This window comes from Caballeronia sp. GAFFF1 (assembly GCF_023630705.1).
Lineage (GTDB): Bacteria > Pseudomonadota > Gammaproteobacteria > Burkholderiales > Burkholderiaceae > Caballeronia.
Genome location: NZ_JALQEM010000021.1, coordinates 1 through 15,513, shown reverse-complemented (window position 1 = coordinate 15,513; position 15,513 = coordinate 1). Strand labels below are relative to the sequence as shown.

The following is a 15,513-nucleotide window of genomic DNA, read 5'->3' as shown; positions in this document are numbered from 1 at the left end:
AGAATGCTTCCTAACGCGGGCGCGCTTGCCGTCCGCTCCTCACTCAGGAAGGAAGCCATCATGACGACGATTCTGCAAATCAATTCCGCCGCGCGTTCGCAAGGCGCTCAGTCGACGCTGCTCGCCGACGAACTCACCGCGAAACTGCAACAAAGCAATCCGGGCGCGAAGGTCGTTGTGCGCAATCTGCTCGCCGACAACCTGCCGCACCTTGACGACGCCACGCTAGGCGCGTTCTTCACGCCCGCCGCCAAGCGCACGCCCGAGCAGGCCGCCATCGAAGCGAAGAGCGTCGCGCTGATCGAAGAGCTGCAAGCGGCGGATATCGTCGTGATCGCGGCGCCGCTGTACAACTTCGGCATCTCGTCGCAACTGAAGGCGTACTTCGACCAGATCGCCCGGGCCGGCATCACGTTCCGCTACACGGCGAACGGTCCGGAAGGTCTCGTGAAGGGCAAGAAGGTGTTCGTGGTGTCGGCGCGCGGCGGCAAGTATGTCGGCACGCCGCATGACTCGCAAACGCCGTATCTGAAGTCGTTCCTCGGCTTCCTCGGCATGACGGATGTCAACTTCATCTACGCCGAAGGCCTCAACATGGGCGCGGACGTGGCCGGCACGGCGCTGGCACAAGCGCGCGAGGCGATTGCGGCGCTGTAAGCGACTCGTTCTAGTCGATAGTAAGAACCCGCTGCGTCATTCGACGCAGCGGGTTTCTTTAAGCAGGCGGCAACCGCCAGTCGATCGGTGCTCGTCCATGTTCGACGAGATACGCGTTCGCCCGCGCGAAATGTCCGCAGCCGAGAAACCCGCGATGCGCGGAGAGCGGCGACGGATGCGGCGCTTCCAGCACGCAGTGCGCCTTGCCGGTGCCCTCGATCAACCCGCGCTTCGCCTGCGCGTGCGCGCCCCACAGCATGAACACGAGGCCGTCGTGCCGCAGCGCCATCTCGTGGATGAGCGTGTCGGTGCATTGCTCCCAGCCGCGCTTCGCGTGACTGCCGGCCTTGTCGCGCTCGACGGTGAGCGACGTGTTCAGAAGCAATACGCCTTGCTTCGCCCAGGCATCGAGACAACCGTGCGACGGCGTCGCGAAGCCGAGACTCGCCTGAATTTCCTTGAAGATGTTGCGCAGCGACGGCGGCGGGCGCACCGGCGCGGGTACCGAAAACGCGAGACCGTGCGCTTGCGGCGCGCCCTTGTCTTCGCCGTGATACGGATCCTGGCCGAGAATGATGACCTTGACGTCGCCGGGGCGCGTCAGACGCAGCGCGCGAAAAACGTCGGCGGGATAAACCGTCTTGCCGGCGGCGCGCTCGGCATCCACGAACGCGCAGAGCGCCGCATAGCGCGGGCTTTCGATGAACGGCATCAGATGCCGCCGCCAGTCGGCGGGCAGCGCGTCGAACTGGCTCTCGAGCGGGGTGAACGCGGGCGCGTCCGTCGCGCTTTCGGGCTCCGCAAAAAGGGAAGGCTGACGATTCATGCTTCGGCGTCTTGAATGCCGCTTTGCGGCTGCTCGCGCAGCCGGTAGCCGCGCTGCGCCTTGCTCAGATCTTCGGGAACGAGTTCCGGAAACGCGCCGCGCACTTCGGCGGAAAGCGTTTCCAGAGCGTGTTCGTTACCAGACTTCAACTCGAACTCCAGTTCACTGATCTCCGCGCGACGTGTTTCGCCGTCGACGTCCGCCGTCACTTCGCCGAGGTCGAGCGCTACTTCGATCTGCGCGCCCTCGTGCTCGACGTCCCACACGATGCGCCGGTAGTCCGTGCGAAACAGCGCGACCAGTTCCGGCGCGGCGGCTTTGAGCGCCTCGCGGGCGGTTTCGTCGTCGCAGGCGGCGAGCAGCGCGTGGATTTCGAGCGCCTCGCCTTTCACCGGCATTTCCCACTCGTGGCGGCTGTGCATCCCCGCTCGTGATTCGCCGAGCGTCTTGTAGGTTTGCAGCCATTCGTCCGGCGCGCGGCGCAGGCGCAGCGCGGCCTTGGCCTCCGCGAGCGCGAGCGTCGGCGTGTCGAAGTACACGTTGCCCAGATCGAACGGCCTGCCCGCGCCGGCGCGTTCGTCGAAGAAACGCGCCACGTCGTCGTGTTGCGACGGCGGCAGCGCCAGCTTGATTTCGCGTTCGATTCCCACGATGCAGTCCGGTTAGAAGAACATGCGGGCGAGTTCGGCGCCCGGGTCGTCGGCGCGCATGAACGCCTCGCCGACGAGGAAGGTGTCCACGCGCATGGCGCGCAGCCGCTCGACGTCGAGACGCGACAGGATGCCCGATTCCGTCACGACGATACGGTCGTCCGGCATGGATTCGAGCATGCCGATGGTCGTGTCGATCGTCGTCTGGAACGTGCGCAGGTTGCGATTGTTGATGCCGATGAGCGGCGTCTTGAGCGTGAGCGCGTCGCGCAGTTCGTCGGTGTCGTGGACTTCGACGAGCACCGCGAGACCGAGCGAATGCGCGTACGCTTCCAGGTCCTGCATCTGCGAGAGTTCCAGTGCCGCTGCGATCAGCAAGATGCAGTCCGCGCCCATCGCGCGGGCTTCGATCACCTGGTAAGGATCGACGATAAAGTCCTTGCGCAGCACCGGCAGGCTGCACGCGGCGCGCGCCTCCTCCAGATACGCGACGCTGCCTTTGAAGAACTGCACGTCGGTGAGCACGGACAGACATGCGGCACCGCCTTTTTCGTACGAACGCGCGATGTCGGCGGGCACGAAGTCTTCGCGTATCACGCCTTTCGACGGGCTCGCCTTCTTTACTTCGGCGATCACCGCGGCTTGTCCGGCGGCGTGTTTCGCGCGCAATGCGCCGACGAAATCGCGCAGGTCCCGCGCGCTTGCTTCGAGCTTCAGCTCTTCGAGCGGCGCGCTCTGTTCGGCGGCGCGAACTTCCTCGCGCTTGACCGCGATGATGCGATCGAGAATGTCGCTCATGATGGATTCCGTTATTTCGTGAATTGCTGCGTGAAGCGTACCAATGCCTCGACCTTCTCCCGCGCCGCGCCGCTCTCGATCGCTTCGCGTGCGGCGGCCATGCCGTCGGCGATCGATTCGCACCTGTCGGCGGCGTAGAGCGCAGCGCCCGCGTTCAGTATGACGATCTCGCGCGCGACGCCCGCCTTGTTGTTCAGCGCGCCGAGCAGCATGGCCTTCGACTCCTGCGCGTCCTGCACTTTGAGCGAGCGGTTGGAGACCATCTGCAAGCCGAAGTCTTCCGGATGAATTTCGTACTCGCGCACTTCGCCGTGCCTCAGTTCGCCGACTTTCGTCGCCGCGCCGAGCGAGACTTCGTCCATGCCGTCCTTGCCGTGCACGACGAGCACGTGTTTCGCGCCAAGCCGCTGCATCACGCGAACCTGAATGCCAACGAGGTCTTCGTGGAACACGCCCTGAAGCTGGTTCGGCGCGCTCGCCGGATTCGTGAGCGGCCCGAGAATATTGAAGATGGTTCGCACGCCGAGTTCGCGCCGCACGGCCGCGATGTTCTTCATGGCCGGATGATGATTCGGCGCAAACATGAAGCCCATGCCCGTTTCGGCGATGCAGGCGGCCACTTGCTCCGGCGTGAGGTCGATGTTGACGCCCAGTGCTTCGAGCACGTCCGCGCTGCCCGACTTGCTCGACACGCCGCGATTGCCGTGCTTCGCGACTTTCGCGCCGGCCGCGGCGGTGACGAACATCGACGCCGTGGAGATGTTGAAAGTGTGCGAGCCGTCGCCGCCCGTGCCGACGATATCGACGAAATTGGAGTTGTCCGCCACGTCGACGTGATTGGCGAACTCGCGCATGACAGTTGCCGCCGCCGCGATCTCGCCGATGGTTTCCTTCTTCACGCGCAAGCCGGTGATGATGGCGGCGGCCATCACGGGCGACATCTCGGCGCGCATGATCTGGCGCATGAGATGCAGCATTTCGTCGTGAAAGATCTCGCGATGCTCGATGGTGCGTTGCAGGGCTTCTTGTGCAGTGATCGTCATGTTCTTAAGCCCGCTTGCCGGACGCCGTGTTCTTCACGAAGTTTTCGAGCAGCGCGTGGCCGTGCTCGGAAAGAATGGATTCCGGGTGGAATTGCACGCCTTCCACGGCAAGTTCCTTATGGCGCACGCCCATGATTTCGCCGTCCGACGTCCACGCCGACACTTCCAGACAGTCCGGCAACGACTCGCGTTCGATGGCGAGCGAGTGATAGCGCGTGACGTTGAAGTGCTTCGGCAGATCGGAGAAGACGCCCTTGCAGTCCGTTTCGATCTGGCTCACCTTGCCGTGCATGATGGTCTGCGCGCGCACGACGCGCCCGCCGAACGCCTCGCCGATTGCCTGATGGCCGAGACAGACGCCGAGAATAGGCAGCTTGCCGGAGAATTCGCGCAGCACGTCGAGCGTGATGCCCGCGTGCTGCGGATTGCTTGGGCCGGGCGAGAGACAGATGCGCTCGGGTTGCAGCTCCGCGATCTGGTCGAGCGTGATTTCGTCGTTGCGATACGTGCGCACGTCCTCGCCGAGCTCGCCGAAGTACTGGACCAGGTTATAGGTGAACGAATCGTAGTTGTCGATCATCAGCAGCATGGTCTTGTCTCCTCAGAAGTCGCTGTCGAGGCCGTCTTGCACTTGCTCGGCCGCGCGCAGCACGGCACGCGCCTTGTTCTCGGTCTCTTGCCATTCGGATTCGGGCACGCTGTCCGCGACGACGCCCGCCGCCGCCTGCACGTACAAGTTGCCCTTGTGGATGAGACCCGTGCGAATGGCGATAGCCAGATCCATTTCGCCGCTGAACGACAAATAGCCGACGGCGCCGCCGTACAGCCCGCGCTTGACGGGCTCGAGTTCGTCGATCAGTTCCATCGCGCGGACTTTCGGCGCGCCCGAAAGCGTGCCGGCGGGGAAGGTCGCGCGCAGCACGTCGAAGTTGTTCATGCCGGGCTTCAATCTGCCTTCCACCGAGCTCACGATGTGCTGAACGTGCGAGTACTTCTCGATGACCATCTTGTCCGTCACCGCGACCGAGCCCGTCTCGGCGATTCGGCCCACGTCGTTGCGCGCGAGGTCGATCAACATGACGTGCTCGGCGATTTCCTTCGGATCGTTCAGCAGTTCGGTGGCGAGTTCGGCGTCGCGCTCGGGCGTGTTTCCGCGCGGCCGCGTGCCGGCGAGCGGGCGAATGGTGACAATACGGTCCTCGGCGCGCTTTTCCTGACGCACGAGAATTTCGGGCGATGCGCCGACCACGTGAACGTCGCCGCCGAAGTTGTAGTAATACATGTACGGCGACGGATTCAGCGACCGCAACGCGCGATACAGCGAAAGTGGATTGTCGCGGAACGGCTTGATCAGACGCTGGCCGACTTGCACCTGCATGAGCTCGCCCGCCGCGATGTACTCCTTCGCGCGACGAACGGCGTTGAGGTAGTCCTCTTTCGCGAACTCGCGATACGTCTCCGTGCGCACGCTCGCCGATGTCACCGGCGGCTGAACTGTGGCGCGCAGACGGCCGCGCAACTCGCGCAGACGGTGCTTCGCCTTTGCATACGCTTCGGGCTTCGTCGGGTCTGCGTAGACGATGAGATAGAGCTTGCCCGCGAGATTGTCGATGACCGCGACTTCTTCAGTCAGCAGCAGCTGGATGTCGGGCAGGTTGAGGTCGTCGCGCGGGGCAGTATCAGCCAGTTTCTTTTCGATGTAGCGCACCGCGTCGTAACCGAAGTATCCGGCGAGACCGCCGCAGAAGCGCGGCAGGCCGGGGCGCAGGGCGACTTTGAAGCGCTTTTGGAAGCGTTCGATGAACGCGAGCGGATCGCCTTCGTCGGTCTCGGTGACCGTGCCGTCCGTGACCACTTGCGACACGCCGTTCTGCACGCGCACCGTTGTGCGGGCCGGCAAGCCGATGAACGAATAACGCCCGAAGCGCTCGCCGCCGACAACCGATTCCAGCAAGAAGGAGTTCGCGCCATTGCGCTCGCTTTGGGCGAGCTTGAGGTAGAGCGAGAGCGGCGTTTCGAGGTCGGCGAGGGCTTCGGCGATCAGCGGAATTCGGTTGTAGCCTTCGTTCGCCAGCGATTGGAATTCAAGTTCGGTCATCTTGCGGTCCTTGAGCGACGCGTTCGTTATGTCAGGGCGCGTCAAAGGGGATGCTTACGGCGCTGCGAGCGGCTCGTTTTCCGGATCGTCGGTCGATGCGGCTTGGCCGCGCGGCATCGAATGAATTCGACGCCACTTGGGCGGCCTGGCGGCAATCGCGCGTTGGGGCGATGGGCGGCACATGCCGCGCGCAACGCCAGACGGCGCATGCCGAAGCAAGGCTCGATGTACGACCAATCAACGGAAACGGCGCGGGAACGCGCAGCGAAACAAAAAACGGTTGCTGAAGCGAGTGAAGCAGAATGCAACATCACTTCAGCGTACCTCGGGCGAGGTTAGCGCGACCAGCGACGCCAGGGCCAGGCTCCCCGGTCGATGCTGCTCAGACTCCGTTTTCTGTTGAGAAACATGAGAGATGGACTATTCAGTCAGTGTGGTATTCGGCGGCGCAAGCGTGGCGGCAATTGCCGAAGCGGCCGCGCGCAGCGAGGAAACTATACCATCGGACTTCACCGATTGCACGGCTTTCCCATGGTTGTAGCCGTAGGGCACCGTGAGCGTCGCCATGCCGGCGGCGCGGCCCGCGAGGGCGTCGTTTTCAGAATCGCCGACGGCCACGGTCTCGCGCGGCAGCACGTCCAGCCGCTCGCATGCGGTGAGCATCGGCAGCGGATCGGGCTTCTTCAACGGCACGGAATCGCCGCCGAGAATGACCTTGAAGTATTGCGCGATGCCGAAGTGCGACAGCAATTCCACCGCGAAGCGATGCGGCTTGTTCGTGACGCACGCGAGCGCGATGCCGAGCTCGCGCATGGCTTCGAGCCCTGCCTCGACTTCGGGGAAGAGCGTCGAATGCTTGCCGTTGATCTTCGCGTACTCGCTCTGATACGTGGCGAGCGCGTCGTCGAACTGAGCGGTGGCCTGCGGGTGCGGCAGGCGCGCGCCAAGCACGCTGCGGATGAGGTTTTCCGAACCCTTGCCGATGTAGCCGACGACTTCTTCCCGCGTGGCGGGCTGGTCGATGCCCACGCGCGCCAGCATGCCGTTGAGCGCGGCGACGAAGTCGTCGGCGGTGTCGACCATCGTGCCGTCCAGGTCGATGATCGCGGCGCGGATAGGCCGGTTCGTGAAGGCCGACGGCGGCGCGGCGAGCTCGCTCATTGTTGCGCTCCCGATTTCGCCAGTTCGGCGCGCATGGCGTCGATGACCTGCTTGTAGTCGTGCTTGCCGAAAATAGCCGAGCCCGCGACGAACGTGTCCGCCCCGGCCGCCGCGATTTCCGCGATGTTGTCCACTTTCACGCCGCCGTCGATTTCCAGATGAATCTCGCGGCCCGTGCGCTCGCGGTAGGCGTCGATGCGCGCGCGCGCCTCGCGCAGCTTGTTGAGTGCTTCCGGAATGAACGACTGTCCGCCGAAGCCAGGATTCACCGACATGATCAGCACGAGATCGAGCCGGTCCATCACGTGATCGAGATAATTCAGCGGCGTTGCGGGATTGAAGACGAGACCCGCCTTGCAGCCGTGGTCGCGAATAAGCGAAAGGGTGCGGTCGATGTGGTCTGAACCTTCCGGGTGAAAGCTGATCACATTCGCGCCGGCTTTCGCGAAATCGGGCACGATGCGATCCACCGGCCGCACCATCAGATGCACGTCGATAGGCACTTCCGTGTGCGGGCGAATGGCTTCGCACACCATCGGGCCAATCGTGAGATTCGGCACGTAATGGTTGTCCATCACGTCGAAGTGGATCCAGTCGGCTCCCGCGGCGACGACGTTGCGGACTTCCTCTCCGAGCCGGGAGAAGTCGGCGGAAAGAATGCTGGGAGCGATATGAAATTGCGCCATGGACGTATCCGGTTTGAGGCCGCAGGGACCAGGAGACTCGATTCGAGCGGCCAAGCGTGCAGCCGACGGTCTGAAGCGCAATTCTAACCCGCGTTGTCTTTGGCGTAAGTCGGCCGGACGGTCAGCTTGACGGCGCGGAAAACGCCCGGAAGGCCCCATCCGTGTTGCGGGCGCGGGCTGCATCAAGCAGAATGCCTGACCAGTAGCGGCGCACCCGCGCGCTGTTTTTGCGCAGCGCAGCGATGAACTGAATTGGAACGACGATGAGCCAGTACGAATTCACCGTGTCCGTCGAGACGCGATATATGCCCGAGCAGTCCGACCCGGACAGCCGCCAATACGCTTTCGCCTACACGTTGACGATCCGCAATACAGGCCACGTGACGGCTCAGTTGATTTCGCGCCACTGGATCATTACGGATAGCGACAATCAGGTGCAGGAAGTGAAGGGACTTGGCGTGGTCGGTCAGCAGCCGTTGCTTGCGCCGGGCGAGCAGTTCGAATATACGAGCTGGGCTGTGATCGCGACGCCGGTGGGCACCATGCGCGGCGAGTATTTCTGCGTGGCGGACGACGGCGAGCGCTTCGAAGCGCCCATCGCGGAATTCGCGCTGCACGTGCCGCGCACGCTGCACTGAGTGCGCAGGCAGCGGCCGAGCGCAGATTAACGGCGTTTTGCCGGATCGTTCGCGCGGGTTTGGTGTTTCTTCTTGCCCGAAGCCGTCCACGCGACGATGAAAATCAAGAGGCCGAGCGCCACGAGCGCCTCGAGCGCGAAGATCAGCATTGGATATTCGTCGAACAGATCAGACATGGCGGTTCCCATCAAGAACGAGCATTGTATGCGGTTAGCGCCACGCGCCGCGCGAGGAGCGGCCTGGGCCGCGTCGATTGCAACGGCCGTGCTGCTCGCCTCGTGCGGCGGCGGCAGTTACGTGAAGCCGGGGCCGAGCACGGCGGGCGGCACGCCCATCACCACGGGCCAGCGCGCATCGTCGCGACTGACCGCGGTTAGCTGGCAGCAGGTTCCCGGCTGGCAGGACGATAGCCTGATCGGCGCGACGGCTGCGCTCCGACAAAACTGCAGCCGGCTCGCGCGCCAGCCCGGATGGCAGAAGGCATGCGCGGCGGCGCAAAGCCTCGACGATTTGGACATGTCGGCGGCGCGCAGTTTCTTCGAAGCGTATTTCACGCCGTTCCAGCTCGCCAATACCGACGGCACCGTCGACGGCCTCGTGACCGGCTATTACGAGCCGTTGCTGCGCGGCTCGCGCACGCGCCACGGTGCTTACCAGTACGCGCTGTATCGCTGGCCGTATCGGTACAAGCCGGGCTCCGCGCTGCCGGCGCGCGCGCAACTCGAACGCACCGGCGTGCTGAACGGCAACGAGCTCGTGTGGGTCGACGACCCGATCGAAGCGTTCTTCCTGCAAGTGCAGGGGTCGGGGCGCATCGTGATGGAAGACGGCAGCGTCATGCGAGTGGGTTTCGGCGGGACGAACAACCAGCCGTACCGATCCATCGGCAAGGAGTTGCTCGATCGCGGCGAACTCACGCCCGCGCAGGCGACGATGCAGGGCATCAAAGCGTGGGCGAAGGCGAACCCTGCGCGCGTCGATGCGCTGCTCGACGTGAACCCGCGCTTCGTGTTTTTCCGCGAGATGCCCGCTAACGACGTGATGAGCGCGAGTCTCGGCGATGGCCCCGTCGGCGCGCTCGGCGTACCGCTCACGCCCGAACGTTCGATTGCCGTCGATCCGTCCGCCATTCCACTCGGCACGCCCGTGTTCCTGCAGACCACGCGGCCGCTCAGCAATCAGCCGATGAACCGCCTCGTCTTCGCGCAGGACACCGGCACGGCGATCAAGGGCGGCGTGCGCGCCGATTATTTCTGGGGCCTCGGCGACAACGCCGGCGATCTCGCCGGTCGCATGAAGCAGGGCGGCCGGATGTGGCTGCTGATGCCGAACTCCTGAACGCAGGGACGCTTACGCGCTCACATTGCGCTTGTCGACCACACGCCGCGCCTTGCCGACCGACCGCTCTATGCCATTGACCGCGAGGACGTTCACCACCGCGCTCACGCCGATGAGCGCCTTGATGTCATAGGCAAGCGCGGTTTTCGCGCTTTCCAGCGCGACTACATCCGGCGCCGACTCCGGACACGGCTCGCAGTTGAGCGTGAGAACGTCGAGCGGGCCGTCCTTCGTCAGCACGATCTGATAATGCGGCGCGAGCACCGGACGCTTCAGCAGCAATTCTTCGATTTGAGTCGGGAACACGTTGACGCCACGCACGATCATCATGTCGTCGGAGCGGCCGGTGATCTTTTCCATGCGGCGCATCGTCCGTGCGGTGCCGGGCAAAAGGCGTGTCAGATCGCGTGTGCGATAGCGGATGATCGGCAACGCTTCCTTCGTGAGCGACGTGAACACGAGCTCGCCGAATTCGCCGTCGGGCAGGACTTCGCCGGTGTCGGGATCGATGATCTCGGGATAGAAGTGATCTTCCCAGATCGTCGGGCCGTCCTTGGTCTCGGCGCACTCGGACGCGACGCCCGGTCCCATGACCTCCGATAATCCGTAGATGTCCACGGCATCGATACCCATGCGTTGCTCGATGGCACGGCGCATGTCGTTCGTCCACGGCTCCGCCCCGAAGATGCCGATTCGCAGTGACGAGTTCGACGGGTCGAAGCCTTGCCGCTCGAGTTCGTCCGCGATGGACAGCATGTAGCTCGGCGTGACCATGATGATGTCGGGCCGGAAGTCCTGAATCAATTGCACCTGCTTCTCGGTTTGCCCGCCGCCGAACGGAATCACGGTCAGCCCCGCCCGTTCGGCGCCGTAGTGCGCGCCGAGTCCGCCGGTGAAGAGGCCGTATCCGTAGCTCACGTGCACCTTGTCGCCGCGCCGCGCGCCCGCTGCGCGAATCGAACGCGCGACGAGATTCGCCCACGTGTCGATATCTTTCGCGGTGTAGCCGACTACAGTCGGCTTGCCCGTGGTTCCCGACGACGCGTGAATGCGCGCGACCTGCTCTTGCGGCACGGCGAACATGCCGAACGGATAGTTGTCGCGCAAGTCCTTCTTGGTCGTGAACGGAAAGCGTGCCAGATCGGCGAGTGACTGCACTTCGTCGGGATGCACGCCGGCTTCGTCGAACTTGCGGCGGTAGACCGGCGAGTTTTCGTAGGCGTGCTTCAACGTCGATTTCAGGCGTTGCAGCTGCAACGCGACGAGTTCGTCGCGGCTCGCCTTTTCGATCGGGTCGAGCGGCAATGCTGTGGTCATCAGTGTCTCCTTCATGCTCGCTGTCTCGGTGCGCTGGACGGCCCGTCAGACGGGAATCACGGTTCCCTTGATCTGCGCCGATTTGCCGCGAAACAGCGCCACCGTTTCGCTATCGCGGTTGGTGACGCGGATGTCGTAGATGCCGGCGCGTCCGCTCAACGTCTGTTCGACGGCCTCGGCAGTCAGCCGGTCGCCTCCCTGCACGGGCCGCAAAAACTCAATCGAGCAGCCCGCCGCGACCGTGCTGACGTTGTACGAATTGCACGCGAAAGCGAACGCGGAATCCGCAAGCGTGAAGATCAAACCGCCGTGGCAGATGGCGTGACCGTTCAGGAAGTCGGGACGGACGTTCATCTGCAGGCGGGAATAGCCCGGGCGCACTTCGATCAACTCGATGCCGAGCGCGCGCGAGCAAGCGTCCGCTTCGTACATGGCCTTGGCGGTGGCTTCCGCCAGCTGTTGAGGCGTCACAAGTCTCTCCGGTAGTGGTCTTACAGGCCCTCGAAGCGCGGCGCGCGCTTCTCCTTGAACGCCGCGACGCCCTCGATATAGTCGGGCGATGCGCCGAGTTCGCGCTGAATGTCGCGTTCGAGATCGAGCTGAGCGTCGAACGTGTTGCTCGCGCTCGCACGCATCAGTTGTTTGATTGACGCCACTGCGCGCGCCGGCTGTTGCGCGAGCTGCGCCGCCAATTGCGCCGCTGCCTGCTGCAGTTCACTGTCTTCGACAAGTCGCCACACGATGCCCCAGGCTTCCGCCTTTTCCGCGCTCAACTTGTCTCCGGTGAGCGCGAGGGCGAGGGCGCGCGCTTCGCCGACGCGGCGCGGCAGCAGCCACGTCCCGCCTGAATCCGGCACAAGGCCGATCTTGACGAACGCCTGGATAAAGCTTGCCGAGCGCGCGGCGATGACGAGGTCGCACGCCATCGCCAGGTTCGCGCCCGCGCCGGCGGCTGTGCCGTTGACGGCTGCGATGACGGGCAGCGACATAGTCTGAAGGCGACGCACGAGCGGATTGAAGTGCGCGTCGATCAGTTCGCCGAGGTCGGACATCGAGCCGGGCGTGAAGTCGAGGTCGGCAAGGTCCTGTCCCGCACAGAAGCCGCGCCCTGCGCCCGTGATGACGACTGCGCGCGCGTTGCTGGCCTCTATCTCCGTGAGCGCGTGGCTGAGATGGCCGTGCATCTCGCGCGTGAAACTATTCAGCTTGTCCGGGCGGTTCAGCGTGATGGTCGCGACGCGCGTATCGCCGTCGATGTGGTACAGGACAGACTTCTCTGACATGGCATCTCCTTCGACACGTGCGGGCTGCGTTGTTCACTCACCCGCCGATACTAGACGTGCTGCACGCCGCTTTCCATTCGGCTGAACGACATAAGCCGATTGCACGCTTTTGCGCGTTGTCGTTTTCGCCTATGCCGTTTGGCCAGCTTCCGCGGGCGTTACTTTGGGGGCAACATGGACCCGACTCTGGACAACCCGGAAGCGATTCGCGACGAAGGCGGCATCGGCAAGAGCGGCGTTGGCGGCCGGGTTGGCGCCCGTACCGTGGAAGTCCGAAAACGCGGCCGACTGATTGACGAACACGCCACCGGTCAGGTTGATTGAAAGCGCAACTCCGCCGCGTATCGCGGCCTCATGAGCCGAATGAATGACGGCCTCGTCGGTGCTGTAGACGGACAACGTGAGCGCGCCGTGCTCCTGAGCGATCGAGCCGGCGAGGTCGAGGGAGTGCACGGTCGAATCCGTTGCGATGACAAACGAGACGGGGCCGAACCACTCCTTCGTGAACTTCGGTTGGTCGGAGCGCGCGTCCATCTTGAGCATGAGAGGCGTATGAATGCGCGCGTCGGGGAAGACGGGATGGGCGAGCTTCTGGCTATCGAGCAATACCTCGCCAATTGCGCGGGCCTCGGCAATCCGGGCGACGACGCCATCGTTCTGGATTGCGCCGATCAGCTCGACGGCGCGCGCCGGATCGGACGTCAGCTTCTCGACCGCGCCGGCGAGCGTTTTTGCGACGTCGTCGAAGCTCAAGTGTCCGTCGGCTGTACGGATGCCGTCGCGCGGCACGTAGATGTTCTGCGGCGCGGTGCACATCTGCCCGGAGTAAAGCGCGAGCGAAAACGCGATGTTGCGAGCGGCGGCTTTCATGTCGTCGACGGAATCGATGACGATCTGATTGACGCCCGCCTTCTCGGTGTAGACCTGAGCCTGGTACGCATTGCGCTCGAGCCAGGTGCCGTTTTGCGTGCTACCCGTGAAGTCGATCAGCTTGATCTCGGGGCGAACCGCGAGCTGCTGCACTAACGGACCATCATTCGGCTCGGTTGCAAGCAGCGTGACGATGTTGGGATCGAAGCCCGCTTCGCGAACCACCTCGCGGGCAATGCGGACGGTGATTGCCAGCGGAAGGATGGCACCGGGGTGTGGTTTGACGATGACAGCGTTGCCGGTGGCGAGATCGGCGAAGAGGCCGGGGTATCCATTCCACGTCGGGAATGTGCAGCAGCCGAGCACGAGCCCCGTGCCGCGAGGCACGACGGTGTAGCGCTTTTGCATGGCGAGCGGTGGATTCTTGCCCTGCGGCTTTTCCCAATGCGCTTCGGAAGGAATGCGGCGCAGCTGGTCCCAGGCGTAGACCACAGCCTCGAGCGCGCGGTCCTGCGCGTGCGGGCCGCCTGCCTGGAAGGCCATCAGGAAAGCCTGTCCGGTGGTGTGCATCACGCTGTAGCCGATTTCGAAGCTCGCGCGATTGAGACGTGACAGGATCTCGAGGCTCACGCCGACCCATGCCTGCGGACCAGCGGCGCGCCATTCGGCTTGCGCTTTCGCGGCGGCGTCGATGAGCGCGTCCGGGTCCGCCTTCGGATAGCGAACATCGAGCGCGATGCCGAAAGGCGATTGTTCTTTGCCGACGGTTTCGCCCGTCGACGGTTGGTCCAACTCGAAGGTTTTGCCGAGGTGCGCCTTGAACGTCGCTTCTCCGTCCGCGCTGGCGGTTTCCCCGTACACTTTGGGGCTGGGCATTTCGGCGAACGGGCTCCAGTAGCCGCGGGTTTCGATGGCAGCGAGAGCTTTGTCGAGCATCGCCTCATGCTTCGTGAATAGCGGATGTGTCATGGTCGCGAGAACGGAAGTGAAGGACGGTTCAGCCGATTAATTAACCGACCGGTTGGTTGGTGATGTTAGCATTATCGAGATGACGCAGAAGAGGTCTTTTCATTAGGACTTACCTGAGGATCGCTAGGAGGAGCGCATGAATTACGAGAATCTGCTGGTCGAGACACGCGGGCGGGTCGGACTGATCACGCTGAATCGTCCTAAGGCGCTGAACGCGTTGAACGATGCGTTGATGGATGAACTCGGCGCGGCCCTGAAGTCGTTCGACGCGGACGACGACATCGGTGCGATCGTGCTGACCGGCAGCGAGAAGGCTTTTGCGGCGGGCGCGGACATCGGCATGATGGCCAAGTATTCCTATATGGACGTCTACAAAGGCGACTACATCACGCGAAACTGGGAGACGATCCGGTCCATTCGAAAGCCGATCATCGCGGCTGTGGCGGGGTTCGCTCTCGGCGGTGGCTGCGAGCTCGCCATGATGTGCGACATCGTCATCGCGGCGGACACGGCGAAGTTCGGTCAGCCGGAAATAAAGCTCGGCGTGATTCCGGGGGCGGGCGGCACGCAACGCCTGCCGCGCGCCGTATCCAAGGCTAAAGCGATGGACATGTGCCTTACGGCCCGAATGATGGACGCCGCCGAAGCCGAGCGTGCGGGACTGGTGTCGCGCGTGGTCGGCGCCGAGCGTCTGCTTGACGAGGCTGTCGAGGCCGCGACGATCATCGCCGGCTTCTCGTTGCCTGCGGTCCTGATGGCCAAGGAGTCGGTGAACCGCGCCTATGAGACGACGCTTGCCGAAGGCGTCCACTTCGAGCGGCGTTTGTTCCATTCGCTGTTCGCGACGGAAGATCAGAAGGAGGGAATGTCGGCATTCGTCGAGAAGCGCAAACCGGCGTTCAAACATCGATAATTTCTTGCGCGGAACCCTTGCGTATTGTCGTGCCGGTAACTAGAATTCCGTTCCTTCGCGATTCAACGAACGCGAAGGAAGCGGGGGGTAGTGGTGTCGTGGTTGGGGCTTGGAAAGTGGGAAGTGTTTCAAGCGCGGTTGACGAGTGAAATGCTTCAAAAACTTGTTGACACTGACCGAAACGACGTACATAATCTCGTTTCTCTGCTGCTGATGCAGCGACGCAAGACGAAGCGGTTGAGCTAAGTGCTCGATGCGGCGAGGTA

Annotated in this window: 18 protein-coding genes; 4 read left to right on the top strand and 14 right to left on the bottom strand. The window is 63.6% G+C overall.

Annotated elements, in window-relative coordinates:
- Nucleotides 1–60: 60 nt before the first annotated feature.
- Nucleotides 61–657, top strand: coding sequence for an FMN-dependent NADH-azoreductase (locus NCR37_RS11695; protein WP_250473142.1), 597 nt, complete (start codon nt 61–63; stop codon nt 655–657).
- A gap of 58 nt (nt 658–715) precedes the next feature.
- On the opposite strand, the gene NCR37_RS11690 is transcribed toward NCR37_RS11695, so the two are convergent.
- The 8 genes from NCR37_RS11690 to rpe all read right to left on the bottom strand — a co-directional run bounded on the left by NCR37_RS11690 (nt 716) and on the right by rpe (nt 7,919).
- Nucleotides 716–1,483 carry a uracil-DNA glycosylase gene (locus tag NCR37_RS11690; RefSeq protein ID WP_250473141.1) on the bottom strand — a complete coding sequence of 256 codons (768 nt, stop codon included), beginning with the start codon at nt 1,481–1,483 and terminating at the stop codon, nt 716–718.
- Nucleotides 1,480–2,133, bottom strand: a complete 654-nt coding sequence (locus NCR37_RS11685) for a CYTH domain-containing protein (RefSeq protein ID WP_250473140.1) — start codon at nt 2,131–2,133, stop codon at nt 1,480–1,482. Before NCR37_RS11685 ends, NCR37_RS11690 begins: the two co-directional genes overlap by 4 nt.
- Nucleotides 2,134–2,145: 12 nt before the next feature.
- Nucleotides 2,146–2,931, bottom strand: coding sequence for an indole-3-glycerol phosphate synthase TrpC (gene trpC / locus NCR37_RS11680; protein WP_206467087.1), 786 nt, complete (start codon nt 2,929–2,931; stop codon nt 2,146–2,148).
- 11 nt (nt 2,932–2,942) lie between these two features.
- Nucleotides 2,943–3,974: an anthranilate phosphoribosyltransferase gene (gene trpD / locus NCR37_RS11675; RefSeq protein WP_250473139.1), complete on the bottom strand. Its 1,032-nt coding sequence runs from the start codon at nt 3,972–3,974 to the stop codon at nt 2,943–2,945.
- Between the two features lie 4 nt (nt 3,975–3,978).
- Nucleotides 3,979–4,563: an aminodeoxychorismate/anthranilate synthase component II gene (locus NCR37_RS11670; RefSeq protein WP_250473138.1), complete on the bottom strand. Its 585-nt coding sequence runs from the start codon at nt 4,561–4,563 to the stop codon at nt 3,979–3,981.
- A 12-nt stretch (nt 4,564–4,575) separates the two neighbouring features.
- Nucleotides 4,576–6,072 carry an anthranilate synthase component I gene (trpE, locus tag NCR37_RS11665; protein WP_250473137.1) on the bottom strand — a complete coding sequence of 499 codons (1,497 nt, stop codon included), beginning with the start codon at nt 6,070–6,072 and terminating at the stop codon, nt 4,576–4,578.
- Between the two features lie 420 nt (nt 6,073–6,492).
- Entirely contained in the window at nt 6,493–7,233 is a 741-nt protein-coding gene (gene gph / locus NCR37_RS11660) for a phosphoglycolate phosphatase (RefSeq protein WP_250473136.1), read from the bottom strand.
- A complete protein-coding gene (rpe, locus tag NCR37_RS11655; protein WP_206467084.1) occupies nt 7,230–7,919 on the bottom strand; it encodes a ribulose-phosphate 3-epimerase in 690 nt (229 codons plus the stop codon). The genes gph and rpe overlap by 4 nt, the downstream gene beginning before the upstream one ends.
- A gap of 263 nt (nt 7,920–8,182) precedes the next feature.
- Here rpe and apaG point away from each other — a divergent pair, with 263 nt between their 5' ends.
- On the top strand, nt 8,183–8,557 hold the full coding sequence (gene apaG, locus NCR37_RS11650; protein ID WP_250473135.1) for a Co2+/Mg2+ efflux facilitator ApaG/CorD: 375 nt from the start codon (nt 8,183–8,185) through the stop codon (nt 8,555–8,557).
- A 26-nt stretch (nt 8,558–8,583) separates the two neighbouring features.
- Here the strand turns inward: apaG and NCR37_RS28705 are convergent, their stop codons facing one another.
- Nucleotides 8,584–8,733, bottom strand: a complete 150-nt coding sequence (locus NCR37_RS28705; protein WP_502800513.1) for a hypothetical protein — start codon at nt 8,731–8,733, stop codon at nt 8,584–8,586.
- Between NCR37_RS28705 and mltA the strand changes: the two genes are divergently transcribed.
- On the top strand, nt 8,732–9,895 hold the full coding sequence (gene mltA / locus NCR37_RS11645) for a murein transglycosylase A (protein WP_502800512.1): 1,164 nt from the start codon (nt 8,732–8,734) through the stop codon (nt 9,893–9,895). The two genes, NCR37_RS28705 and mltA, sit on opposite strands and share 2 nt — an antisense overlap.
- A 12-nt stretch (nt 9,896–9,907) precedes the next feature.
- On the opposite strand, the gene paaK is transcribed toward mltA, so the two are convergent.
- The 4 genes from paaK to paaN all read right to left on the bottom strand — a co-directional run bounded on the left by paaK (nt 9,908) and on the right by paaN (nt 14,334).
- Nucleotides 9,908–11,212, bottom strand: a complete 1,305-nt coding sequence (paaK, locus tag NCR37_RS11640) for a phenylacetate--CoA ligase PaaK (RefSeq protein WP_250473133.1) — start codon at nt 11,210–11,212, stop codon at nt 9,908–9,910.
- A gap of 45 nt (nt 11,213–11,257) precedes the next feature.
- Entirely contained in the window at nt 11,258–11,644 is a 387-nt protein-coding gene (paaI, locus tag NCR37_RS11635; RefSeq protein WP_250473175.1) for a hydroxyphenylacetyl-CoA thioesterase PaaI, read from the bottom strand.
- A 59-nt stretch (nt 11,645–11,703) separates the two neighbouring features.
- A complete protein-coding gene (gene paaG, locus NCR37_RS11630) occupies nt 11,704–12,495 on the bottom strand; it encodes a 2-(1,2-epoxy-1,2-dihydrophenyl)acetyl-CoA isomerase PaaG (RefSeq protein WP_250473132.1) in 792 nt (263 codons plus the stop codon).
- Nucleotides 12,496–12,624: 129 nt separating this feature from the next.
- Nucleotides 12,625–14,334, bottom strand: a complete 1,710-nt coding sequence (gene paaN / locus NCR37_RS11625; RefSeq protein WP_250473131.1) for a phenylacetic acid degradation protein PaaN — start codon at nt 14,332–14,334, stop codon at nt 12,625–12,627.
- Nucleotides 14,335–14,470: 136 nt separating this feature from the next.
- On the opposite strand from paaN, the gene NCR37_RS11620 reads away from it, so the two are divergent.
- The gene (locus NCR37_RS11620; RefSeq protein WP_250473130.1) at nt 14,471–15,247 is read left to right on the top strand and encodes an enoyl-CoA hydratase; all 777 of its coding nucleotides are present in this window, start codon (nt 14,471–14,473) and stop codon (nt 15,245–15,247) included.
- Nucleotides 15,248–15,286: 39 nt separating this feature from the next.
- Here NCR37_RS11620 and NCR37_RS11615 read toward each other — a convergent pair.
- Nucleotides 15,287–15,513: hypothetical protein (locus tag NCR37_RS11615; RefSeq protein WP_250473129.1), on the bottom strand; the 227-nt coding region annotated here is incomplete at its 5' end.